20 protein-coding genes are annotated in these 23,669 nt (G+C 68.7%); 15 read left to right on the plus strand and 5 right to left on the minus strand.

Features of this window, described 5'->3' with window-relative positions; genetic code table 11:
* Positions 1–30 precede the first annotated feature (30 nt).
* Together V8J36_RS05760 and V8J36_RS05765 are read left to right on the plus strand one after the other, a co-directional pair.
* Positions 31–1,038: an ABC transporter permease gene (locus V8J36_RS05760; RefSeq protein WP_336466323.1), complete on the plus strand. Its 1,008-nt coding sequence runs from the start codon at positions 31–33 to the stop codon at positions 1,036–1,038.
* Positions 1,031–1,948 (plus strand): ABC transporter permease, encoded by a 918-nt coding sequence (locus tag V8J36_RS05765; protein WP_336466324.1) that lies wholly within the window; start codon positions 1,031–1,033, stop codon positions 1,946–1,948. Before V8J36_RS05760 ends, V8J36_RS05765 begins: the two co-directional genes overlap by 8 nt.
* A 152-nt stretch (positions 1,949–2,100) precedes the next feature.
* On the opposite strand, the gene V8J36_RS05770 is transcribed toward V8J36_RS05765, so the two are convergent.
* From V8J36_RS05770 to V8J36_RS05785, 4 genes are all read right to left on the minus strand, one after another.
* A complete protein-coding gene (locus V8J36_RS05770) occupies positions 2,101–3,486 on the minus strand; it encodes an MFS transporter (RefSeq protein WP_336466325.1) in 1,386 nt (461 codons plus the stop codon).
* Between the two features lie 163 nt (positions 3,487–3,649).
* Positions 3,650–4,936: a DUF3422 family protein gene (locus V8J36_RS05775; protein ID WP_336466326.1), complete on the minus strand. Its 1,287-nt coding sequence runs from the start codon at positions 4,934–4,936 to the stop codon at positions 3,650–3,652.
* 218 nt (positions 4,937–5,154) lie between these two features.
* The gene (locus V8J36_RS05780; RefSeq protein WP_336466327.1) at positions 5,155–6,615 is read right to left on the minus strand and encodes an NAD(P)(+) transhydrogenase (Re/Si-specific) subunit beta; all 1,461 of its coding nucleotides are present in this window, start codon (positions 6,613–6,615) and stop codon (positions 5,155–5,157) included.
* 13 nt (positions 6,616–6,628) lie between these two features.
* Entirely contained in the window at positions 6,629–8,203 is a 1,575-nt protein-coding gene (locus tag V8J36_RS05785; protein WP_336466328.1) for a Re/Si-specific NAD(P)(+) transhydrogenase subunit alpha, read from the minus strand.
* Between the two features lie 310 nt (positions 8,204–8,513).
* Between V8J36_RS05785 and V8J36_RS05790 the strand changes: the two genes are divergently transcribed.
* The 10 genes from V8J36_RS05790 to V8J36_RS05835 all read left to right on the plus strand — a co-directional run bounded on the left by V8J36_RS05790 (position 8,514) and on the right by V8J36_RS05835 (position 18,496).
* Positions 8,514–10,568 (plus strand): TonB-dependent receptor domain-containing protein, encoded by a 2,055-nt coding sequence (locus tag V8J36_RS05790; protein WP_336466329.1) that lies wholly within the window; start codon positions 8,514–8,516, stop codon positions 10,566–10,568.
* Between the two features lie 272 nt (positions 10,569–10,840).
* Positions 10,841–11,782 carry a phosphoribosylaminoimidazolesuccinocarboxamide synthase gene (locus tag V8J36_RS05795; protein ID WP_442902465.1) on the plus strand — a complete coding sequence of 314 codons (942 nt, stop codon included), beginning with the start codon at positions 10,841–10,843 and terminating at the stop codon, positions 11,780–11,782.
* A 148-nt stretch (positions 11,783–11,930) separates the two neighbouring features.
* Positions 11,931–12,224: a DUF1330 domain-containing protein gene (locus V8J36_RS05800; RefSeq protein ID WP_336466330.1), complete on the plus strand. Its 294-nt coding sequence runs from the start codon at positions 11,931–11,933 to the stop codon at positions 12,222–12,224.
* A 75-nt stretch (positions 12,225–12,299) separates the two neighbouring features.
* Entirely contained in the window at positions 12,300–12,743 is a 444-nt protein-coding gene (locus V8J36_RS05805; RefSeq protein WP_336466331.1) for a tellurite resistance TerB family protein, read from the plus strand.
* 82 nt (positions 12,744–12,825) lie between these two features.
* Positions 12,826–13,602 carry a PhnD/SsuA/transferrin family substrate-binding protein gene (locus tag V8J36_RS05810; RefSeq protein WP_336466332.1) on the plus strand — a complete coding sequence of 259 codons (777 nt, stop codon included), beginning with the start codon at positions 12,826–12,828 and terminating at the stop codon, positions 13,600–13,602.
* 89 nt (positions 13,603–13,691) lie between these two features.
* Positions 13,692–14,498 (plus strand): ABC transporter ATP-binding protein, encoded by an 807-nt coding sequence (locus V8J36_RS05815; RefSeq protein ID WP_336466333.1) that lies wholly within the window; start codon positions 13,692–13,694, stop codon positions 14,496–14,498.
* Positions 14,499–14,575: 77 nt separating this feature from the next.
* Positions 14,576–15,310: a transporter substrate-binding domain-containing protein gene (locus V8J36_RS05820; protein WP_336466334.1), complete on the plus strand. Its 735-nt coding sequence runs from the start codon at positions 14,576–14,578 to the stop codon at positions 15,308–15,310.
* 99 nt (positions 15,311–15,409) lie between these two features.
* Positions 15,410–16,300, plus strand: coding sequence for an ABC transporter permease (locus V8J36_RS05825; protein WP_336466335.1), 891 nt, complete (start codon positions 15,410–15,412; stop codon positions 16,298–16,300).
* Positions 16,297–17,127: an ABC transporter permease gene (locus V8J36_RS05830; protein WP_336466336.1), complete on the plus strand. Its 831-nt coding sequence runs from the start codon at positions 16,297–16,299 to the stop codon at positions 17,125–17,127. The genes V8J36_RS05825 and V8J36_RS05830 overlap by 4 nt, the downstream gene beginning before the upstream one ends.
* 37 nt (positions 17,128–17,164) lie before the next feature.
* Positions 17,165–18,496 (plus strand): glutamine synthetase family protein, encoded by a 1,332-nt coding sequence (locus V8J36_RS05835; RefSeq protein ID WP_336466337.1) that lies wholly within the window; start codon positions 17,165–17,167, stop codon positions 18,494–18,496.
* Between the two features lie 106 nt (positions 18,497–18,602).
* Here the strand turns inward: V8J36_RS05835 and V8J36_RS05840 are convergent, their stop codons facing one another.
* A complete protein-coding gene (locus tag V8J36_RS05840) occupies positions 18,603–19,910 on the minus strand; it encodes a hypothetical protein (protein WP_336466338.1) in 1,308 nt (435 codons plus the stop codon).
* A 258-nt stretch (positions 19,911–20,168) separates the two neighbouring features.
* Between V8J36_RS05840 and V8J36_RS05845 the strand changes: the two genes are divergently transcribed.
* The 3 genes from V8J36_RS05845 to V8J36_RS05855 are packed head-to-tail and all read left to right on the plus strand — an operon-like array spanning position 20,169 to position 23,505.
* Positions 20,169–20,849 carry a type 1 glutamine amidotransferase gene (locus V8J36_RS05845; protein WP_336466339.1) on the plus strand — a complete coding sequence of 227 codons (681 nt, stop codon included), beginning with the start codon at positions 20,169–20,171 and terminating at the stop codon, positions 20,847–20,849.
* Positions 20,846–22,201 (plus strand): glutamine synthetase family protein, encoded by a 1,356-nt coding sequence (locus V8J36_RS05850; protein WP_336466340.1) that lies wholly within the window; start codon positions 20,846–20,848, stop codon positions 22,199–22,201. The genes V8J36_RS05845 and V8J36_RS05850 overlap by 4 nt, the downstream gene beginning before the upstream one ends.
* Positions 22,201–23,505, plus strand: a complete 1,305-nt coding sequence (locus V8J36_RS05855) for an NAD(P)/FAD-dependent oxidoreductase (protein ID WP_336466341.1) — start codon at positions 22,201–22,203, stop codon at positions 23,503–23,505. The genes V8J36_RS05850 and V8J36_RS05855 overlap by 1 nt, the downstream gene beginning before the upstream one ends.
* The last annotated feature ends 164 nt before the right edge of the window (positions 23,506–23,669 follow it).

Below are 23,669 nucleotides of genomic sequence, written 5' to 3' on the forward strand. Positions count from 1 at the left end.
CTCCCCCCAGTCATTCAGAGGTGTCGCGCGATGCTCACCTTCACGATCCGGCGTCTGCTGATCGCGATCCCGACGTTGCTGTTCATCAGCCTCGTCATCTTCCTGCTTCTCGACCTCGCCCCCGGCGACCCGCTGGCCAACATGCCGCTGACGATCCCGCCCGAGGTGCGCGACAAGATGCGCGCCGCGCTCGGCCTGAACGAGCCGGTCTGGATCCGCTACCTGCTGTGGGTGAAGCAGTTCTTCTGGGTCGAGCCCCTGAACATCCTCGACAACTGGTTCGGCACCTCGCTGGCCGGCGAGGGGCAGAGGGTGATCTCGTGGCAGACCCGCTCGCCCGTGGCCGACATCATCGCCCAGCGGATGCCGCAGACGCTGTGGGTGGTGGGGCTGGCCTATGTGATCGGGGTGCTGATCGCGCTGCCGATCGGCATCCTCTCGGCCTACCGGCAGTATTCGGTCTTCGATCAGGTCGGCACCTTCGTGTCGATGGTCGGCTATTCGGTGCCGCCGTTCTTCACCGGGGTGCTGGTGATCATCATCTTCGCGGTGAAGCTGGGCTGGCTGCCCTCGATCTACGACACCACGCTGAAGGTGCATGACTGGGACAGCTTCCTGATGCAGCTGCGCCAGATGGTGCTGCCGGTGATGGTGCTGGCGCTGCAGACGACCGCGCATATCAGCCGCTTCATGCGCGCCTCGATGCTCGACAACCTGCGGCAGGACTATGTCCGCACCGCCCGCGCCAAGGGGCTGACGGAATCGACCGTGGTCATGGTCCATGTCCTGCGCAACTCGATGATCCCGGTGATCACCGTCATCGCGCTGGGGGTTCCGGCTATCTTCGGTGGCGCGATCATCACCGAGCAGGTGTTCAAGGTGAACGGGATCGGCCAGCTGCTGATCACCGCGATCCAGGCCAACGACATCCCGATGGTGCAGACGCTGACCTTCATCTTCGCGGTGCTCATCGTGCTCTTCAACCTGATCGCCGACATCCTCTACGGCCTTCTCGACCCGAGGATCCGCTATGACTGAAGCCGTCCATTCCTCGAACATGACCGCCGACAAGCCCTCGTCGCAGTGGCGCGACGTCTGGCGGCAGTTCCGCAGCCACCGCGGCGCGCTTCTGGGGCTGGTGATTTTCGCGATCATCCTGCTGGGCGTGATCGTCGGCCCCCACGTCTGGAAGTTCGACCCGACCTATGTCGACATCCGGGCGCGGAACTCGGGCCCGACCTGGGCGCATCCCTTCGGCACCGACCAGCTGGGCCGCGACCTGATGGCGCGGATGATGGCGGGGGGGCAGGTCTCGCTGGCCGTCGGCATGACCGCGATGGCGCTGTCGATCGTGCTGGGCACGGTCATCGGCGTGGTGGCGGGCTTCTTCCGCCGCGCCGACGGGGTGCTGATGCGGCTCACCGACCTGTTCCTGGCGCTGCCGCTGCTGCCGCTGCTGCTGGTCATGGTGATGCTGTTCCGCGAGCCGCTGGCCCGCAACTTCGGGCCCGAAACCGGCATCTTCATCCTGATGGTGGTCGCGATCGGCGCCACCAGCTGGATGCAGACCGCGCGGATCGTGCGCGGCGACGTGCTGGCGCTGAAGGAACGCGAGTTCGTGCTGGCCGCCCGCTCGATCGGCACCACGCCGGCGAAGACGATCATCCGCCACATCCTGCCCAACACGCTGAGCCCGATCATGGTCTCGGCCACGCTGGGCATCGCCAACGCGATCATCACCGAAAGCTCGCTGTCCTTCCTGGGCCTCGGCTTCCCGCCGGACTTCGCGACCTGGGGCCGGCTCCTTTACGACGCCGTCGACCAGATCCAGCTCTATCCGCTGCGGGTGATCCTGCCCGGGGCGGCGATCTCGCTGACGGTGCTGTCGGTCAACTACATCGGCGACGGTCTGCGCGACGCGCTCGACCCCCGCATCCGCGGGCGCTGATCCCTTCGCATTGGCCGAAATATCCCGGGGGAGCGGCGCAGCCGCCGGGGGCAGAGCCCCCGCCCCCGGCCCCGGATGCGACAGGGCCGGAAGAACGGAAAAGGGGCAGGGTGTCGCCACCCTGCCCCTTCTTGCTGTCCAGGACCGACCGATCAGGCGCGCAGGGCCGCCGCGGCGCGCTGCGCCTCGTAGGTGGCGCGGTCGAGCGGGCGGGCATTGCGCTGGCCCAGCTGGTCCATCGGCACCCGGAAGGTCTCGCGCGCCGAGAAGGCGGCCAAGGCCGAGACCACGGTGATCGCGAAGGCGATCGAGGCGACGGTCAGCCAGACGCTGTCCGATCCCGGAGGCGCAACGGTGGCGAACAGCGCCGGCAGCATCGCGGTGATCATCGTGCCGATGTTCTGCGAGATCGCCATCGACGAGACGCGGTTCCGCGTCGCGAAGAGCTCGGGGTAGAAGCTGGGGAAGGTCGCGTTGTAGCCCTGGTAGACCACGCCCCACATCAGCAGCGACATCACGATCGCCAGCGGCACCGAGTGGATCGAGATCGCGTAGAGATAGCCGAAGGCCAGCAGCCCTGCCCCCAGCGCGCCGACGATGATCGGCGGGCGGCGGCCGATGCGGTCGGACAGCGAGCCGACCATCGGGATGATGACGCAGGCCAGGATGTTGCCCAGCACTGGGATCCAGAGGTAGACGTCGGCATGGAAGCCAACGCCATAAGCCGGCTGCACGGCATAGGCGGCGCCGAAGACCGTGGCCACCACCGGGATGGTGTTCATCAGCGACATCAGCATGACGCGGATCATGTCAGGCCAGCTGGTGCGGAACGCCTCGACCACGGGCGAGCGCGGCTTGGCCTCGCCGGCCTCTTCAGCGGCGAAGGCCGGGGTTTCCTCGACCTCGCGGCGGATGATCCAGCCGGCGACGATCACCACGAAGGACAGCAGGAACGGGATCCGCCAGCCCCAGCTCTGGAACGCTTCGGGCGCCATGAAATGCGCCAGCGGCAGGAAGACGGCCGCCGCCAGCACCTGCCCCGCCTGTACGCCCTGCAGGGTGAAGCTGGCGAAGAAGCCGCGCCGGCCGAAGGGGGCGTGTTCCATGATCATCGAACTTGCGCCCGAGATCTCGCCCGCCACCGCGAAGCCCTGCACGAGGCGCAGCAGCACCAGCAGCACCGGGGCCATCACGCCGACCTGCGCATAGGTCGGCAGCAGGCCGACGGCACAGGTCGAGAAGCCCATCAGGAACATGCAGGTCAGCAGCACCTTCTTGCGTCCCATCGTGTCGCCGAGGTGCCCCAGCACGAAGGCGCCGATCGGCCGCGCGACATAGCCCACGCCATAGGTCGCGAGCGAGGCGACGATCGCCATCTTCGGATCGTGCGAGGGGAAGAAGATCTGCGGAAACACCAGCGAGGCGGCGGTCGCATAGATGAAGAAGTCGTAGTATTCGAGGACCGAGCCGATCCAGCCGCTGGCGGCCGCCTTCACGGATTGGCTACGCCCGCCCTTCGCGGGAGATGTCTTGGACATGGAAATTCCTCCTGGGCCCGATGCGCTCCTCCAAGAGCGGGCATCCGGCAGGGAAACCATTTAACCGTCGCGACATCAAATACCAAGATTAGATAAATCGTAACATCAGGTTAATCTCTGCGGCGGTCCGGCGGCGCCTTGGGGCAGCCGGACCCGCCGCCGGTCAGTGCATGCTTTTGCGGATCCGTCGCAGCCCCAGCCAGACGCAGCCCAGCACCACCGGCACCAGCACCGCGGTCAGCACCGGCTTCGGCAGGTGCCAGTGCTCTGCAAAGGGCAGCAGGAAATAGCTGAGCAGGTTCAGCGCGTAATAGCTGATCGCCACCACCGACAGCCCTTCGACCGTGTGCTGCAGGCGCAGCTGCAGGTCCGAGCGGCGGTCCATGCTTTCCAGCACGCGCTGGCTCTGCCCCTGCCGCTCCACGTCGACGCGGGTGCGCAGCAGGTCGCCGGCGCGGGTCGCGCGTTCCAGCAGCTGCTGAAGGCGGCGCTCCGCCGATTTCACCGTGCGCATCGCCGGGTCGTACCGGCGCTGGAAGAACTCGGTGAAGCTCTGCCGCCCCTCGTAGCGCTGCTCGCGCAGGATCTCGAGCCGCTGCATCACGATCGCCTCGTAGGCGCCGGTGGCGCCGAAGCGGAAGGCATGGCGGGTGGCCTCGGCCTCGAGCTCGGCGGCGATGGCCAAGAGTTCGTGCAGCCGGTCCTCGGCCGGGCGACCGTCTTCGGCCATGGCGGTGACCAGGTCGGCCAGCCGCGGCTCTAGCCCGTTCAGCACCGTGCTCAGCTCGCGCGAGCGGCCAAGGCCCAGCATCGACATGGCGCGATAGGTCTCGACCTCGCACAGGCGCTGGACGATGCGGCCGATGCGGCGCGGGCCGGTGGTGGGGTGGACGAAGACGGCGAAGCGCATCAGCCCGGCCGGGTCAATGCGGAAGTCGCCGGCGATGACCGCGTCGGAACCGAGAATGCGGCTGACGGCAAGGCTTTCGCCGACGAACCACTCCTCGAGCCGGTCGTGCAGCTCTTCGGGGGTGGCGGGAAGCAGCTCGACCCGGATCAGCACCGCGGCAAGGCGGCGGCCCGGCGCGGCGGCCAGCCAGTCGGCGGGGAAGATCTCGGCCTGCGCCGGATCGAAGGCGCGGGCCGAGAGCCCCTCGGAGAAGGCCGAATAGGTGACGAACTCGGTGTGGCTTTCCCATTTCAGCTCGTGCCGGCCGAGGCTGGCGGAATAATGGGTCGCCCCCGGCTCGGGCAGGACCGAACCGTGGCGGCGCAGCAGGTCGGTGAGATGGTCCATGTCGCGGCGGCGGTCGCGGTTCGCGGCGTCGACCGGTTCCTTGATGGCCAGGTAGACGGCCTCGCAGGGCGCGGTCAGCACCGGGAAGGGACGCGCGTGCAGCTCGTTCACGAGCGCGTAGCGCAGCGGGTGGTCTTCGAAGGGCGTCGTCATCCGGGCCTGCCTCGTCCTGTCGTCGTCTTGCGGCGTCTTGCCTTGGCCCCCGCTACCGCGGCGCCGGAAGGCGTTCACGCGGAAAGCGAAGCGGGTCACGGCATGCGGGGGTATCCTTGCGTTTATGCAACGTTGGCATGGAAACGAACGCCCCGGCGGGATGCGAAAGGGGCGGAGCCTTGCGGCCCCGCCCCCTCTGTCTGCAACGGCGGTGCCGCTCAGTCGATCATCGGCAGGAGGCCGTCGATCGACTTCTTCGCGTCGCCGTAGAACATGCGGGTGTTGTCCTTGTAGAACAGCGGGTTCTCGATGCCGGAATAGCCGGTGCCCTGCCCGCGCTTCGACACGAAGACCTGCTTGGCCTTCCAGACTTCCAGAACCGGCATGCCGGCGATCGGCGAGTTCGGATCTTCCTGCGCGGCCGGGTTCACGATGTCGTTCGAGCCGATGACGATGACGACGTCCGTGTCCGGGAAGTCCTCGTTGATCTCGTCCATTTCCAGAACGATGTCGTAGGGCACCTTGGCTTCCGCCAGAAGCACGTTCATGTGCCCCGGCAGACGGCCCGCGACCGGGTGGATCGCGAAGCGCACGTTCTTGCCCTTGGCGCGCAGCTTGCGGGTCAGTTCCGACACCGACTGCTGCGCCTGCGCCACGGCCATGCCGTAGCCCGGCACGATGACGATCGAGTCCGCCTCGTTCAGCGCCGAGGCGACACCGTCGGCGTCGATCGCGATCTGCTCGCCGGTGACTTCCATCGCCGGGCCGGTGGTGCCACCGAAGCCGCCGAGGATGACCGAGACGAAGCTGCGGTTCATCGCCTTGCACATGATGTAGCTCAGGATCGCGCCCGAGGAACCGACCAGCGCGCCCACCACGATCAGCAGGTCGTTCGACAGCGAGAAGCCGATCGCCGCCGCCGCCCAGCCCGAGTAGCTGTTCAGCATCGAGACCACGACCGGCATGTCGGCGCCGCCGATGCCCATGATCAGGTGATAGCCGATGAAGAGCGCGGCCAGCGTCATCACGATCAGCGCCAGCGAGGAGCCGGTCTGCAGGTAGACCACCAGCAGGATCAGCGACAGCGCCGCGGCGCCCGCGTTCAGCAGGTGGCCGCCCGGCAGCTTCTTGGCCTTGCCGTCGACCTTGCCCGCGAGCTTGCCGAAGGCGATGACCGAACCGGTGAAGGTCACGGCACCGATGAAGACGCCAAGGAAGGTCTCGACCCGCAGGATCGACACTTCGACCATGGTCTTGTGCGCGACGAGCGCGGTGAAGCCTTCCAGCAGCTTGTAGCTTTCCGGCAGCATGCCGGTCGCGTCATGCTCGACGATGATCGGCAGGACCTGCGCCAGCACGATATGGGTCGAGAAGCCGATGAAGACCGCGGCGAGGCCGACCAGCGAGTGCATGGCCGCGACCAGCTGCGGCATCTCGGTCATCTGCACGCGCTTGGCGCCGATGACGCCGATCATGCCCCCGAAGATCACGAGGATGACCGACATCAGCCAGTTGCCCGAGCCCGGCCCGATCAGCGTGGCAAGGACCGCCAGCGCCATGCCGACGATGCCGTACCAGACGGCGCGCTTGGCGCTTTCCTGCCCCGAAAGGCCGCCCAGCGACTGGATGAACAGGACGGCGGCGACGACATAGGCGGCCGTGGTGAATCCGAATTCCATGGATGCGGCCCCCTTACGACTTCTGGAACATGGCGAGCATGCGCCGGGTGACCATGAAGCCACCGAAGATGTTGATGCCGGCCATGAACACCGAAAGCGCCGCGAGGATCACCACCAGCCAGTGGCTGGAGCCGATCTGCATCAGCGCGCCCAGGATGATGATCGACGAGATCGCGTTGGTGACGGCCATCAGCGGCGTGTGCAGCGAATGCGCGACGTTCCAGATCACCTGGATGCCGACATAGACCGACAGCACGAAGACGATGAAGTGCTGCATGAACGAGGCCGGCGCGACCAGACCCAGCGCGAGCAGGATCAGGCCGCCCACGACGAGAATGCCGACCTGCGTCATCGTCGCCTTCTTGAAGGCGGCGGTCTCGGCGGCGCGTTTCTCTTCCGGAGTCGGCTCCTTGACCTTCTCCTTCGGCTTCTGCGCGGCGATGGCGGCCACCTTCGGCGGCGGCGGCGGGAAGGTGATCGCGCCCTGATGGGTCACGGTCGCGCCGCGGATCACGTCGTCTTCCATGTTGTGGTTGACGACGCCGTCCTTGCCGGGCGTCAGGTCCGCCATCATGTGGCGCACGTTGGTCGCGTAGAGCAGCGAGGACTGGGTGGCCATGCGCGACGGGAAGTCGGTGTAGCCCACCACCGTCACGCCGTTCGGCGTCACGATCTTCTCGTCCTTGACGGTCAGCTCGCAGTTGCCGCCGCGCTCGGCGGCGAGGTCGACGATGACCGAGCCGGGCTTCATCGCCTCGACCATGTCCTTCGTCCACAGCACCGGGGCATCGCGGCCCGGGATCAACGCCGTGGTGATGACGATGTCCATCTCGGGCGCGAGCTCGCGGAACTTCTTCAGCTGCGCTTCGCGGAACTCGGGGCTGGACGGGGCGGCATAGCCGCCGGTCGCGGCGCCGTCGGTCTGGCTTTCCGAGAAGTCGAGGAAGACGAAGTTCGCCCCCATCGATTCAATCTGTTCCGAAACCTCGGGGCGCACGTCGAAGGCGTTGACGATCGCGCCGAGCGAGGTCGCGGTGCCGATGGCGGCAAGACCGGCGACGCCGGCGCCGACGATCAGCACCTTGGCGGGCGGCACCTTGCCGGCGGCCGTCACCTGACCGGTGAAGAAGCGGCCGAAGTTGTTGCCGGCCTCGATCACCGCGCGGTAGCCCGCGATGTTGGCCATCGACGACAGCGCGTCCATCTTCTGGGCGCGGCTGATCCGCGGCACCATGTCCATCGCGATCACCGTCGCGCCGCGGGCCTTGGCCCGTTCCAGCAGCTCGGTGTTCTGCGCGGGATAGAAGAACGAGATCAGCGTCTGACCGGCGTTCAGCAGGTCGACCTCGGCGTCGACCGGAGGGCGCACCTTGGCCACGATGTCCACGGCGCCGAACAGCGTCGCGGCATCCGGCACGACCGTCACACCCGCGGCGGCATAGGCCTCGTCGGTGATTCCGGCAGCCAGGCCAGCGCCCGTCTCCACAAAGCTTTCATGCCCCAGCTTCTTCAGCTGCGCCGCCGAGTCCGGCGTCAGCGCGACCCGCGCCTCGCCCGGAAAAATCTCTCTCGGTGATCCGATCTTCAATGCAGTCTCCCCTACTCTCGACGGGTTCTGCCGTCGGGACAACTCAAGGTCGGCGACACTTAACACTGCGAAATAAAGTTTCACAAGCGCGCGAGCCGGGCTCATTGCCCTTGGGGAATGATACCTTCGGACCTGTCCTGCCTTGGCCAGTGGCCCGGGCAACCTCCGCGCCGAGACATTGTGTCGCAATGCACAGATCGCCCTGCAAGCGGTTGACACTGCGCGCCTCGCGGATAGTTTACTTAAACACTCAGGCTTCGGGCGAGGATTCGGCTGATCCCCAGGCGACATCCCCAGTTCCGGACCAGACATGCAGACACCGTTTCCCCGCCGCGGCCTTCCGCCGCGCGCCGTCCTCGCGCTTTTCGGCACCACCGCGCTCGTCCCGCTGCTCAGCGCCCCCGGCTTGGCGCAAGAGACCGCCGGGGCGCTGACCCTCGACCAGATCGTGGTCACCGCCGGCGGGTTCGAGCAGAACGTGGCCGACGCGCCCGCCTCGGTCACGGTGATCACCGGCGAGGATCTGGCGAAGGCCAATGTCACCAGCCTTGCCGACGCGCTGGCCGAGGCGCAGGGCGTGGTGACGACCGGCATCCCGAACGAGCAGGACATCTCGATCCGGGGCCTGCCGGGGCAGTACACGCTGATCCTGGTGGACGGAAAGCGGCAGGGTACCCGCGAGAGCCGGCCGAACGGGTCCGCCGGCTATGAACAGAGCTTCATCCCGCCGGTCGCGGCGATCGAGCGGATCGAGGTGGTGCGCGGGCCGATGTCCTCGCTTTACGGCTCGGACGCGATCGGGGGCGTGGTCAACATCATCACCAAGCCGGTCTCGACCCGCTGGACCGGCTCGACCACCATCGAGACGACCCAGCCCGAACACAGCCGCGACGGCGCCTCGACCCAGGGGTCGTTCTACCTGTCGGGGCCCATCGTCTCGGACAAGCTTGGGCTGCAGCTCTGGGGCCGGCGGCTCGACAAGGACGAAAGCCGCGTGATCGACGGACCGCAGGCGCAGGATGACAGCGACCTGACCGCCCGGCTGACCTGGACCCCCTTCGACAATCAGGAATTCGGCTTCGAGATCGGCCGCTCCGAGCTCGAGCGCAATGCCAGCGCCGGCCGGACCGTCGAGGACGGCGGCGACGACGACCGGCAAGAGAACGACCGCACCCATTACGCACTGACCCATTCCGGCGACTGGGGCTGGGGGCAAAGCGCCTTTTCGCTGACCCGCGAAGAGGGCAAGCGCACGACCTACAGCGCCGACGACGGCCGGCTGGTGAAGGACGACCGCGCGCCCGAGGTCACCAACACGGTGGCGGATCTCAAGCTGACGACGCCCTTCCAGGGCGCGGGCACCCATACCGTCGTCTCTGGCCTGCAGTTCCAGCGCAACGAGCTTGACGACCTGAACCCCGGCCTTGGCACCCAGGGCAGCTGGAGCCGCGACCAATGGGCGGTCTATGCCGAGGACGAGTGGCGCATCGCCCCCGACTTCGCGCTGACGCTGGGCGCGCGCTATACCGAGGACGAGGATTTCGGCGGCCATGTCTCGCCGCGGATCTACGCGGTCTGGAACGCGACGCCCGAGCTGACGGTGAAGGGCGGCGTCTCGACAGGCTACCGCACGCCCGACCTGCGCTCGATCGCCGAGGGCTATTACTACACCACCCAGCAGGGCCGCGGCATCATCGTCGCCAACCCGGACCTGAAGCCCGAGGAAAGCACCAGCTACGAGCTTGGCGTGCTCTGGCAGCGGCCGGGGCTGGAACTGGGCGCCACCGCCTTCCGCACCGACTTCACCGACAAGATCGAAAGCTTCAACACCGGCGAGACGGTGACGATCGAGACCGGTAGCACCTACAACCGCTGGGCCTGGGACAACGTCTCGGACGCGATGCTGCAGGGGGTCGAGCTGACGGCGCGCTGGGACCTCGCGCCCGACCTGTCGATGCGCGCGAGCTACACCTGGACCGACAGCGAGCAGCAATCGGGCGATTACGAGGGCCTGCCGCTGATGCGCACGCCCGAGCACGCGGCCTCGCTGCGGCTGGACTGGGTGACGCCGGTCGCGGGGCTTCAGGCCTGGACTGCGGTGACCTACCACGGCGAAGAGATCAACGCAGGCGCCCGCATCGGCTCGAACGGGACGCCCTACAAGACCAATGATGCGGGCACCGTCATCGCCTACAAATACGACGCCTATACCACCGTCGATCTGGGCGCGAGCTATGCGGTCAACGACCGCGCCACGATCAACGGCGCGGTCTACAACCTCTTCGACGAGGGAGTGGGCCTCGAGGACTCGAACGCCGTCATCGAGGGGCGCCGCCTCTGGCTGGGCCTGACCACGACGTTCTGAGCGCCCCGCGCCGCCGCGGGCCCTGCCCGCGGCCCCTGCCCGCTCCACGGCTCCCGGCCCCGTCCGGTCGGGGCCGGATCCGGGGCGCGCTCCGGCGCGCGGTGCAGCATCCGGCCTGGGGTCCGCCCCCCCGGCCCTTCCCGGCCCTTACCGGCACGCGGACGGGGGCGGACGCCGGCCCGCCGCCCCCGCCTGCCGGTTTTGCCCTTGCTACGGCCCCCCGCGGCGGTTAGCCCTTCACGGATCGCTCTCAGCCTGTCCGGATCCCGCCCATGCGTCTGCTGCCCGAAGCCGTCATTCCCGAACTGCCGAACTACTATCGCGGCAAGGTGCGCGAGAATTACGACCTGCCCGACGGGCGCCGCGTCATCATCGCGACCGACCGGCTGTCGGCCTTCGACGTGATCCTGACCAAGATCCCCTACAAGGGCGAGATCCTGACCCAGATCGCCCGCTACTGGTTCGAGCGCACGGCCGACATCTGCCCCAACCACGTCCTGTCCTACCCGGACCCGAACGTCGTGGTGGGCACCCGGCTCGACATCCTTCCGGTCGAGATCGTCGTGCGCGGCTATCTGGCGGGCACCACCTCGACCTCGATCCTGCCGCGCTACCGCAAGGGGCAGCGCACGATGTACGGCATCACCCTGCCCGACGGGCTGCGCGACAACGACAAGCTGCCGCATCCGATCATCACGCCGACCTCGAAGGCCTTCGACGGCGGCCATGACGAGCCGCTGTCCGAGGCGGAGATCCTGGCCCAAGGCCTGCTGACCGCCGAACAATGGGCGACGGTCTCGGACTACGCGCTGAAGCTTTTCGCCCGCGGGCAGGAGATGGCGGCGAAGAACGGGCTGATCCTCGTCGACACCAAGTACGAGTTCGGCACCAATGCCGCGGGGGAGATCATCCTCGCCGACGAGATCCACACGCCTGACAGCTCGCGCTACTGGATCGCCGACGGCTATGAAGAGGCGGTCGCCGCCGGCCTGCGCCCGCAGAGCTTCGACAAGGACTTCATCCGCGCCTGGGTCGTGGACCGCTGCGATCCCTACAAGGACGAGATCCCCGAGATCCCGCTGTCGATCGTCGAGCGGACCTCGGACGTCTATGCGCAGGCCTTCGAGGCGATCACCGGCACGCCCTTCGTCCCGGACCTGTCCGGCGCGACCGTGCTCGACCGGATCCGGGCGAACCTCGCGCCCCTGTTCTGAGACCCGCGCGGGGCGACGCGCTCGGCGTGACGCCTTCGACCGGCTTCGGTCGGCATTCGACTTTGTGCAAATATCCCAGGGGTGCGGGCGAAGCCCGAGGGGGCAGCGCCCCCTCATCGACCGCAGGATGCACGGCAGGAGACCGCAGATGCCCAAGGCCTACTGGATCGCCCATGTCAGCGTCGACGATCCCGACGCCTACGAGGCCTACCGCACCGCGAATGCCGTGGCCTTCGCGAAATACGGCGCACTCTTCCTCGTGCGCGGCGGCCCGCAGGAAGTCCGCGAGGGCACGGCGCGCCCCCGGGCCGTGGTCCTCGAATTCGCGGATCTCGCCACCGCGCGCGCCTGCTACGACAGCCCCGAATACCAGCACGCGCTCGCGCTGCGCCGCCCGGTCTCTGCCGCCGACCTGGTGATCGTCGAGGGCTGGGACGGCTGATCGCGGGCGATCACGCCCGCGTCAGACGCGCTGCGGCGGCTTTCCGCCGCCCCGGTCGCGCCCTATACCAAAGCCATGTTCGGATCGCTCCTGCGCCAGATGCTGGCCCCCGCCCCCCACCGCCTGCCAGAGCCGGATGCGGATCTGGCGCTGGCGGCCCTGCTCGTGCGCCTCGCCCGGGCCGATGACAGCTATGGCGGGGTCGAGGCCGCGCGCATCGACCGCGTGCTGGCCACCCGGCGCGGCCTGAGCCTGACCGACGCCACCGCCCTGCGCCGCGAGGCCGAGGCGATGGAGGCCGAGGCCCCCGACACCGTCCGCTTCACCCGCGCGCTGAAGGAGGCGGTGGACTATGACCACCGCACCGGCGTGCTCGAGGCGATGTGGGAGGTCGCGCTGGCCGATGGCGCCCGCGACGCCGAGGAGGACGCGGTGATCCGCCTCGTGGCGAACCTTCTGGGCGTCAACGACCGCGACAGCGCGCTGGCCCGCCAGCGGGTCGAGGGCCGCCGCGGCTGAGCCCTTTCGCCCGGCCGGGTTGCGGCCTAGGCTCCGGCCCAGTCAGCGCCCCAAACGCGCCCGAGCCCCGAGGAGCCGCCCGATGACGCTTGCCGCCCTGCCGATGTACGACCGCCCCGAGCTTCAGGCGGAGCATGACGCGCTCTGGTCGGCGATCCGCGACGGGCTCGCGGCGCGCGGTGTCGCGGCGCCGGCAATGCTCGACCGCGCGGTCGGGCTGTTCGAGGGCTGGCGCGATCCGGGGCTGGTGCTGGGCCAGACCTGCTCGCTGCCGTTCCGCAGCCAGCTCGCCGGGACGGTTACGGTGCTGGGCACCTTCGACTACGGCCTGCCGGACACCGCGCCGGGCTATTATCACAGCGTGATCGCCGCGCCCGCCGGCTTCGACCCCGCTGGCATCGCCGCAGCCGGAATCGCTGGGGCCCGGATCGCGATCAACCAGCCGCACAGCCAGTCCGGATGGGCGGCGATGGCCGACTGGCTGACCCCGCGCCGGCCGCTGCCCGACAGCGTTCTGGAAACCGGCGGCCACCGCGCCACCGCGCTGGCGCTGGCCGAGGGTCAGGCCGATCTGGGGGCGATCGACGCGGTGACCTTCCGGCTCATCGAACGGTTCGAGCCGGCGCTGGCCGCAAGGCTGCAGATCGTCGACCGCACCGCCCGCACCCCGGCGCTGCCGCTGATCACCGCCGCCGGCCACGACCCGGCACCGATCCGGGACGCGATCATTGAAGCGCTGGCCGCCTGCCCCACGGCGGCGGCCGATCTGGGCCTGCGCGGCTTCGTCGCCATGCCCGAGGCGGCCTATCTTTCGCTGCCCATGCCCGCGCCAGCCCCGGTGCGCCTGCCCGTTTCTTGAGCGTTCCGCCAAGTCAACTTGGGCATTTCAATTGCAATCCGTTCGCGGCTGCGCCCTATTGAGGCAAAGCCCTTAACGAGCCGATGCAATTGTCCACCACCGATACCGCGCCCCAGCCGCTTGAAGGCCCCGCCGCCGTCATCGAGATCCGTGACCTGCACAAGAGCTATGGCTCGCTCGACGTGCTCAAGGGCGTGTCCATCGCCGCCCGGCGCGGTCAGGTCGTCTCGCTCATCGGGTCGTCCGGGTCGGGCAAGTCGACGCTTCTGCGCTGCTGCAACCTTCTGGAAGACAGCCAGCAGGGCGAGGTGATCTTCGAGGGCGAACCGGTGCGCTGGCAGGGCGAGGGGCTGGCCCGCCGCCCCTCCGACCGCGCGCAGGTGACGCGGATCCGCACCAACCTGTCGATGGTCTTCCAGCAGTTCAACCTCTGGTCCCACATGACGATCCTGCAGAACGTGATGGAGGCGCCGGTGACGGTGCTGGGCAAGCCGAAGGCCGACACCGAACGCGCCGCGCGCCGCTATCTGGAAAAGGTCGGCATCGGCGACAAGGCCGAGGCCTATCCCGCGCAGCTTTCCGGCGGCCAGCAGCAGCGCGCCGCGATCGCCCGCGCGCTCTGCATGGAGCCGCGCGCGCTTCTGTTCGACGAGCCGACCTCGGCGCTCGACCCAGAGCTGCAGCAGGAGGTGGTCAAGGTCATCAAGGACCTCGCGAACGAGCACCGCACCATGCTGCTCGTGACCCATGACATGCGCCTTGCCGCCGATGTCTCGGACCATGTCGTCTTCCTGCACAAGGGCCGCATCGAGGAAGAGGGCCCGCCCGCGCAGGTCTTCGGCGCCCCGCGGACCGAGCGGCTGCAACAGTTCCTGCGGGCCGGCGCCGCCGCCTGAGCGCGCCCCCGCAAGATGTACCGGGCACCAGACCCGGGCCACCCAGAAACGACCGACACACAGTTTGGGAGAAAACCATGTTCAAGAAACTGATGATCGCCGCCGCGCTGAGCGCGCTGGCCGCGGGCGGCGCGATGGCGCAGCAGACCGTGCGCCTTGGCACCGAAGGGGCCTACCCTCCCTACAACTTCATCAACGACAAGGGCGAGGTCGACGGCTACGAGCGCGAGCTGGGCGACGAGATGTGCAAGCGGGCCGGGCTGACCTGCACCTGGGTCACCAATGACTGGGACAGCATCATCCCGAACCTGCAGTCGGGCAACTACGACGCGATCATGGCGGGCATGTCGATCACCGACGAACGCTCGAAGGTGGTCAGCTTCACCCAGAACTACTACCCGCCGGGGGTCTCGGCCTACATGGCGCTGAAGGCCGATGCCGATGTGAAGGGCGGCGTCGTCGCCGCGCAGACCTCGACGATCCAGGCGGGCTATGTCGCCGAATCCGGCGCGACGCTGCTGGAATTCGCCACCGCCGATGAAACCGTCGCCGCCGTCCGCAACGGCGAGGCCGACGCCGTCTTCGCCGACAAGGACTTCCTCGTCCCCGTGCAGAAGGAATCGAACGGCGAGTTCACCTGGGCCGGCGCCGACGTGACGCTGGGCGGCGGCGTGGGCATGGCCTTCCGCCAGTCCGACACCGAGCTGCGCGAGAAGTTCGACACGGTCGTGGCCGAGATGAAGGCCGACGGCTCGCTGAACAAGCTGCTGGCGAAGTGGTTCGCCGACGCGGACCCGGTGCCGCAGTACTGACCTGAAGCTGTACTGACCTGAAACGGCGGGCGGTCCCCGGGGCCGCCCGCCGCCCAACCCGACACCGGCCCTGACAGCCGATTGCCGAACGGAGACGGGATGTTCGCCCATTGCGCCGATCCCTCCAGCCTTGCCGGGCTGGACTGGCTGATGTGCTACCTGACCTCGGGCACGCATCTGGCCTTCTACAGCTCGATCGGGACCGTGCTAATCCTGCTGGCCGTCACCGCCCCGGTGGCGCTGGCCTTCGGCTTTGCCGGAGCGATGGCCGCACGCTCGCCGCTGCCGCCGCTGCGCTGGGCGGGCAAGCTTTACATGGCGATGGTCCGCGGCATCCCCGACATCGTCTTCTTCCTGTTCTTCGTCATCGCCCTCGACCAGGCGATCGAGTGGACGGTCCACCAGGTGCGCTGCCCCGACTGGACCGACCCGATCCGCAACGGGCTGGAATTCCGGGTCTGCCCGCAGGCCAAGGTGCCGCCGAACTCGGCCCCGCAGACCATCCACCAGCTTTACGGCTTCGCGCTGGCGGTCTTCACCTTCGCCATCGTCTTCGGCGCCTTCGCCGCCAACGTGCTGTCGGGCGCGATGTCCGCCGTGCCCCGCGCGCAGCTCGAGACCGCCGAGGCCTATGGCATGAGCCCGCGGCAGGTGAACCGCCGGGTGCTGATCCCGCAGATGTGGATCTATGCGCTGCCGGGCCTGTCGAACCTGTGGCTGATCCTGGTGAAGGCGACGCCGCTGCTGTTCCTGCTGGGCGTGCGCGACATCGTCTACTGGGCGCGCGAACTGGGCGGCTCGAAGACCTCGGCCTATGCCTATCCGCACCCGGACTGGCGGCTGTGGTATTTCCTGGCGCTGCTCGTCTTCTACCTGCTGCTCACCCGCGTGTCGGAACTGGTGCTGGACCGGGTGACGGCGAGGCTATCGCAGGGCCAGGCAACCGCCGCGGGCGAGGCACAGCGCCGCGCGAAAGGAGCCGCCGCATGAGCTGCGCCGAAACGATCGCCCAATACGCCTTCCGCTCGCTGGGCTATGGCGAGCGCCTGCTGCCCCGCTCGGACTTCACGCTGTGCCAGCAGGTGACGCTGATCGGCTCGGGCCTGATCTGGAACGTCTATTTCGGGGTGCTGGCGCTGGCCGCGGGCTTCTTCCTGGCGACCGCGCTGGCGCTTGGCAAATCCTCGGACCGCTGGCTGATCCGCAAGCCCTGCGAGTGGTTCATCTTCGTGCTGCGCGGCTCGCCGCTGTTCATCCAGTTCTTCATCGCCTACCAGGCGCTGGTCCTGCTGCCGCGTCAGGGAATCGAGATCCTCGGGATCACCGTCGACACGTCCTGGACGACGCGCGCCTGGGCGGGGGCGCTGTTCACGCTGTTCCTGAACACCTCGGCCTATACCGCCGAGATCTTCTATGGCGCGCTGCGCGCGGTCCCGAAGGGCGATCTCGAGGCTGCGGACGCCTATGGCATCACCGGCTGGAACCGCTTCCGCAGGATCCAGTGGCCGACGATGCTGCGCCTGGCCTGGCCCGCCTACACCAACGAGGCGATCTTCCTGTTCCACGCGACGACGCTGGTCTTCTTCTCGGGCTTCCCGGCCTTCCAGCAGATGGGCGACGCGCTTTATTACGCAGGGTATTTCGCCGACAAGACCTTCAATCCGTTCATCCCCTATCCGATCGTCGCGGGATACTTCATCATCCTGACACTGCTTCTGCAGGCCGGGTTCGGCATCGTGAACCGGCGGCTGAACCGGCATGTCGCGCCGAACCAGCGCCAGCGGCTGAAGCTCCGCCCGGCGCAGATCATCAGGTAGCTTCGCAACTGAGGGGGCGCCGCCCCCGGGACGGACAATGGACTGGCTGAGAGAGCACCCCGAGGTGCGCACGATCCGGGTCGCGGCAGCGGACCTGAACGGCGTCGCGCGCGGCAAGCGCATCCCCGCCCGCTTCGCCGAGAAGCTGGTGACCGAGGGCACGCGCTTCCCCTTCTCGGTGATGAACCTCGACATCTGGGGCGAAGACATCGAGGACAGCCCGCTGGTGTTCGAGACCGGCGATGCCGATGGCGTGCTGATGCCCACGGAGCGCGGCTTCCTGCCGATGCCCTGGCTGTCGGCGCCGACGGGCCTGCTGCCGATCTGGATGTTCCATCAGGACGGCCGCCCCTATGACGGCGATCCGCGGCAGGCGCTGGCGCGGGTGATGGATCGCTACAAGGCCGCAGGCCTCACGGCGGTGGTGGCGACGGAACTGGAATTCTTCCTGATCGACGACTCGGGGAAAACGCTGCGGGTGCCGCCCTCGCCGCGGTCCGGCAAGCGCCGGACGGGGGGCGAGATCCTATCCCTGCGCGCGCTCGATGCCTTCGACCGCTTCTTCTCGGATCTCTACGACGCCTGCGAGGCGATGGACATCCCGGCCGACACCGCGATGTCGGAAGCCGGCCCGGGCCAGTTCGAGATCAACCTGATGCACCAGGGCGATGCGCTGAAGGCCGCGGATGACACCTGGCTGTTCAAGATGCTGGTGAAGGGACTTGCCCGGAACCACGGCTTCGCGGCCAGCTTCATGGCCAAGCCCTATGACCATTTCTCGGGCAACGGGATGCACATGCATTTCTCGATCCTCGACGGGGCCGGGGCGAACATCTTCAACGACGGCGGCCCCGGCGGCTCCGAGCGGCTGCGCAATGCCGTGGCGGGATGCCTCGCCGCGCTTGGTCCCTCGACGCTGGTCTTCGCGCCGCACGAGAACAGCTATGACCGTCTGGTGCCTGACGCCCATGCGCCGACCGGGATCGGCTGGGCCTATGAAAACCGCACCGCCGCGATCCGCATCCCCGCCTCGGGCCCTGCCGCGCGGCGGATCGAGCATCGGGTGGCCGGCGGCGACGTGAACCCCTATCTGTCGATTGCCGCGGTGCTGGGCGCGGCGCTGATCGGGATCGAGGACGGCATGATCCCGCCAGAGCCGATCATCGGCAACGCCTATGCCGCTGGCCTGCCGCAACTGCCGACGACCTGGGAGGGCGCGCTCGAGGCCTTCACCACCAGCCCGCTGATGCCCCGGATCTTCCCGCGCGAGATGATCGACAACTTCGTCATGACCAAGCGGCAGGAGATCCATTACATGGGCGAGTTGACCCCCGAGGAGCAGACCGAGATCTATCTGGACACGGTCTGAGAGGGGGCGCTGCCCCCTCGCGGGCCCTGCCCGCTCACCCCCGGGATATTTGGACCAATGCGAAAACGCGGCGGTGTTTCGGCTCGCCACCGCGATGCGGCCCCGGTCAGACCGTCAGATCGAGCGGCATCGGATCATTGAGGATCACCGGCTCGCCGCTGGCCTGCGCGACGGCGATCAGGCCGGCGGTGGCGAGCCCGGTGAAGGTCACCGATCCCCCGGCGAAATCGAGCCGCAGGCTGTCGCCCTCGCGCGTGATGCTGTAGCTGTCGAGCGCGCCGTCCCCGAGTTGCAGCACGACATCGGTCCCCGCGCCGACGGCGACGCTGTCGTTGCCATCGCCCAGCCCGTAGTGAAGCGCGAAGGTGCCGCTCGACAGGCTGATGCGGTCGTCGCCGCTGCCGCCGGCGACGGTCGCGCCCAGCACGGCGGAAACGCTGATCCGGTCGTTCCCCGCGCCGCCGTCGACGTCGATCGCGGTGCCCAGCAGGGCCCGGAACCGGGTGATCGCATCCTGCGCCGCCAGCGCCGCCAGCCTGTCGAAGGCCGGCTGGGGCGTCGGCTCCGGTGCCGGGTTCTCGTCCGCCGGCGGATCTGCGGGTTCGGCGCTGTCGTCGGTGGCGGCAGTCTCTGCACCCTCTGCAGGAGGTGGCACGCGATCCGCGACCTGTTGCGCGCTGCCGGTGCCATTGGCACCCGTCTCTGCAAGATCCGCATCCGCCGCCGCTTCGCCCGACGACGCGTCGCCAGCCGCAACGCCGCCCGTCGGCGCGTCAGTCGCCGGCTCTTCCGTCACGGGGTCCTCCGCCGCCGGGTCCGTGGCGGGCGGGGGTGCCGCGGGCATCACGCTGCCGCCGACGCCCAGCGTCACCTGCAGCACATCCGCCCCGTCGCCGCCCGTGATTCCGCCCGCGACCATCGCCGCAATGCCGAGCACATCATCGCCCGCCCCGGCATCGAGCCCGTCGAGCACCGAGGCGATCAGCGCGACCGCATCGTTTCCCGCCCCGGTCGAGATGCCGCCGACCACCCCGCCCCGCAGCGCCAGCGCATCGTCACCCTCGCCGGTCGAGAGGTCGAGAAGGTTGTCGGCCGAGATCGCCAGCGCATCGTTGCCGTCGCCGGTGTCGATGCCGGTCACCGTGCCGGCCAGGACCGACAGCCGGTCATCGCCCGCAGTGCCCGAGAGGCCCGAGATCTGCTCGGCCGTCGCGCGGATCACGGTTCCCGCGGCGCCGCTGCTGCGGGTCTGGGCGACCAGCAGCGTGCCCGCCTGCCCGCCCATCTGCGCCAGATAGGCCATGGCCCGCGCCTTCGGACCCGAGCGGTCCGAGCGGCCGATCCCGCCGGCCCCATGCGCGCCGCGGCCGTGCGAAACTTCCTGCGCGCGCTCCTGCCCGCGGGTCCGGCCCACCTGCGCCGTCCCCCCGCCCTGAGGGACGCGCCCCTGAGCCGCGCCCTGCTGCCAGATGCCGGCCCGCGTCCCCGCGCCCTGCGCCGAAACCTGCAGACCACCCGATCCAATCCCGTTCATGCCAGCCCCCCGGTTGACCCAGCCCCCATCCTGCGCGCCGCGGCTTGCCGAAAGGTTACGCCCGCCGCCCCGCAGCGCCCCCTTGCCGCCTGCCCCGGCGCCGCGCTACCCTGAGCGCACCCAAACCACGGACCCCAAATGCTTATCGGCATCCTCCAGACCGGCCAGCTGCCCGAGGCGCTGCGCCCGTCGCTTGGCGACTACCCCGAGATGTTCGCCGCCCTTCTTGCCCATCAGGACCTCGAGTTCCGCACCTATCATGTCGAGGGGATGGTGTTCCCCGCCGACGTGCGCGACTGCGAGGGCTGGATCATCACCGGCTCGCGCCACGGCGCCTACGAGGATCACCCGTTCATCCCGCCGCTCGAGGCCTTCATCCGCAAGGCCTACGAGGCCGAGGTGCCGATGGTCGGCATCTGCTTCGGCCACCAGATTATCGCGCAGGCGCTGGGAGGCCGGGTCGAGAAGTTCGATGGCGGCTGGACCGTCGGCACCCAGCCCTATGATTTCGAGGGCGAGAGCCTGACGCTGAACGCATGGCACCAGGATCAGGTGGTGACGCTGCCGCCGGGGGCCGAGATCATCGCCCGCGGCGAGACCTGCGCCATCGCGGGCCTGCGCTACGGAGACCGGGCGCTGACCGTGCAGGCGCACCCCGAATTCGGCGACGCGGTGGTCGAAGGGCTGATGGAGACCCGCGCCCGCGGCGTGGTGCCAGATGCGCTTCTGGAGCGGGCCGAGGGGCTGGTGGGCAGCCCCAAGGACAACGACGTTCTGGCCCGCAAGATCGGCGCCTTCTTCCGGAGGGACCGGGCATGACCGACTGGACCGACCTGATCCCCGAAGCCGCGAAAAGCTACATCGCCGGGCGGCGGCTGGACGAGGTGGAATGCATCGTCGGCGACATCGCGGGCGTCGCGCGCGGCAAGGCGATGCCGGCGTCGAAATTCGCGCGCCAGACCAGCTTCTTCCTGCCGAACTCGATCTTCCTGCAGACGATCACCGGCGAATGGGCCGACAACCCCTCGGGCGCCTTCACCGAACCCGACATGATCCTGACGCCGGATTTCACCACCGCCACCGCCGCGCCCTGGACGGCGGATGTGACGCTGCAGGTGATCCATGACGTGAAGGACCAGATGGGCAACCCGGTGGGCGCCGCGCCCCGCAACGTGCTGCGCCGGGTGCTGGGGCTCTACGAGGCGCAGGGCTGGTCGCCCGTGGTGGCGCCCGAGATGGAGTTCTTCCTGGTCGCGCGCAACACCGACCCGAACATGCCGATCCAGCCGCCGATGGGCCGGACGGGGCGTCGCGCCGCCGCCAAGCAGGCCTATTCGATGTCGGCGGTCGACGAATACGGCAAGGTCATCGACGACATCTACGACTTCGCCGAACTGCAGGGCTTCGAGATCGACGGCATCCTGCAGGAGGGCGGCGCCGGTCAGGTCGAGATCAACCTCAACCACGGCGAGGCGGTGCATCTGGGCGACCAGATCTTCTTCTTCAAGCGGCTGATCCGCGAGGCCGCGCTGCGCCACGACTGCTTCGCCACCTTCATGGCGAAACCTATCGAGGGCGAGCCGGGCTCGGCCATGCATATCCACCACTCGGTGATCGACGCGAAGACCGGGGCCAACATCTTCTCGGACCCCTCGGGCGCCGAGACCGAGACCTTCCTGCATTTCATCGCCGGGATGCAGACCTACCTGCCGGCGGTGATCGCGCTGCTCGCGCCTTACGTGAACAGCTACCGCCGCTATGTCCCGGACTTCGCGGCGCCGATCAACCTCGAATGGGGCCGCGACAACCGCACCACGGGCCTGCGCGTCCCGATTTCGGACCCCGCCGCGCGGCGGCTGGAGAACCGGCTGGCGGGGATGGACTGCAACCCCTACCTCGGCTTCGCGGCCTCGCTCGCCTGCGGCTATCTGGGGCTGATGGAGAAGAAGCTGCCGCGCCCCGAATGCCTGGGCGACGCCTATATGGACGATGCGGAGCTGCCGACGAACCTTGGCGACGCGCTTGACCTCTTTGCCGACTGCGGCCCGATCCGCGAGGTGCTGGGGCTGGAGTTCTGCAACATCTACGAGGCGGTGAAGCGCAACGAATACAAGGAGTTCCTGCAGGTCATCAGCCCGTGGGAGCGTGAGCACCTGCTGCTGAACGTCTGATGGACCTGCTCTTCGCCAACGACCGGCCGGGGGACTACCCCGGCAGCTGGTACGCGGCGGTGACGCCGCCGCTGCCGCCCTTCCCGCGTCTCGAAGGCGCGGTCCGGGCCGATGTCGCGGTGCTGGGGGGCGGCTACACCGGGCTGTCGGCGGCGCTGCATCTGGCGGAACGCGGCCTTTCCGTGGTGCTGCTGGAGGCGCACCGGCTGGGCTTCGGCGCCTCTGGCCGCAATGGCGGTCAACTCGGCTCGGGACAGCGGCTGGAACAGGGCGACCTCGAAGCCGCGGTCGGGCGCGAGGATGCGCGCAGGCTGTGGGACCTGTCGCAGGAGGCGAAGGCGCTGGCGCTTGGCCTGATCGCGCGCCACGGGATCAACGCGGGCTACCGCCCCGGGATCGCCCATGCCTGCCGGACCGAGGCCGAGGTCCGCCATTCCCATGCCTATGCCGAGAAACTGGCCCGCGACTACGGCTATGACGCAGTCCAGCCGCTCGACCGCGACGGGCTGCGGACGATCCTGCCGTCCGATGTCTATGTCGGCGGCGACATCGACCGCGGTGCGGGGCATCTGAACCCGCTGGCCTATGCGCTGGGCCTCGGGCGCGCCGCCGCCGATGCCGGGGTGCGGATCTTCGAGCGGAGCCACGTCACGAAGATCGAGACCGAGGGGCCCCAACCACGGCTGGTGACGGGAGAAGGCCATGTCGAGGCCGACCACCTGATCCTGGCGGGGAATGGCTACCTTGGCCCGCTCGCGCCGCAGGTGGCGGCACGGGTGATGCCGATCAACAATTTCATCGTCGCGACCGAGCCGCTGGGGCCGCGCGTGGCTGAGGTGCTGCGCGAGGATGTGGCCGTCGCCGACACCAAGTTCGTGGTGAACTACTGGCGTCTGTCGGCGGACGGTCGGCTGCTGTTCGGTGGCGGCGAGAGCTATGGCTACCGCTTCCCCGACATCGTGAAGACGGTCCGAAAACCGATGCTCGAGATCTATCCGGGCCTTGCCGATGTGCGGATCGACCATGCCTGGGGCGGCACGCTCGCGATCACCATGACCCGCAACCCGGCCTTCCTGCGACTGGGGCCCCGGGTGCTGTCGGCCTCGGGCTATTCGGGGCACGGGGTGGCGATGGCGACGCTGGCCGGGCGGCTTCTGGCCGAGGCGGTGGCGGGCGAGGCCGCGCGCTTCGACCTGATGGGCCGGCTGGCGACGCCGCGCTTCCCGGGCGGGCCGGCGCTGCGCACGCCGCTGCTGGCGCTCGCCATGTCCTGGTATGCGCTGCGGGACAGGCTGGGCTTCTGAAATAGGTCGGGGGGAGGCGCGGCCTCCCCCCGCGCCCCCCTGCGCTCGGGCGCGCTTGCCCGACGTCAGCGCCGGGAGCAGCTGTTGAAAGCCGTCCCGCGGCCGGATAGCCTCGGATCACAAGGCCCGATGGCCGCCACTTCCGCTCACCGAAGGATGCGATC

This window comes from Frigidibacter sp. MR17.14, assembly GCF_037095735.1.
In the GTDB taxonomy this organism is placed as follows: domain Bacteria; phylum Pseudomonadota; class Alphaproteobacteria; order Rhodobacterales; family Rhodobacteraceae; genus Frigidibacter.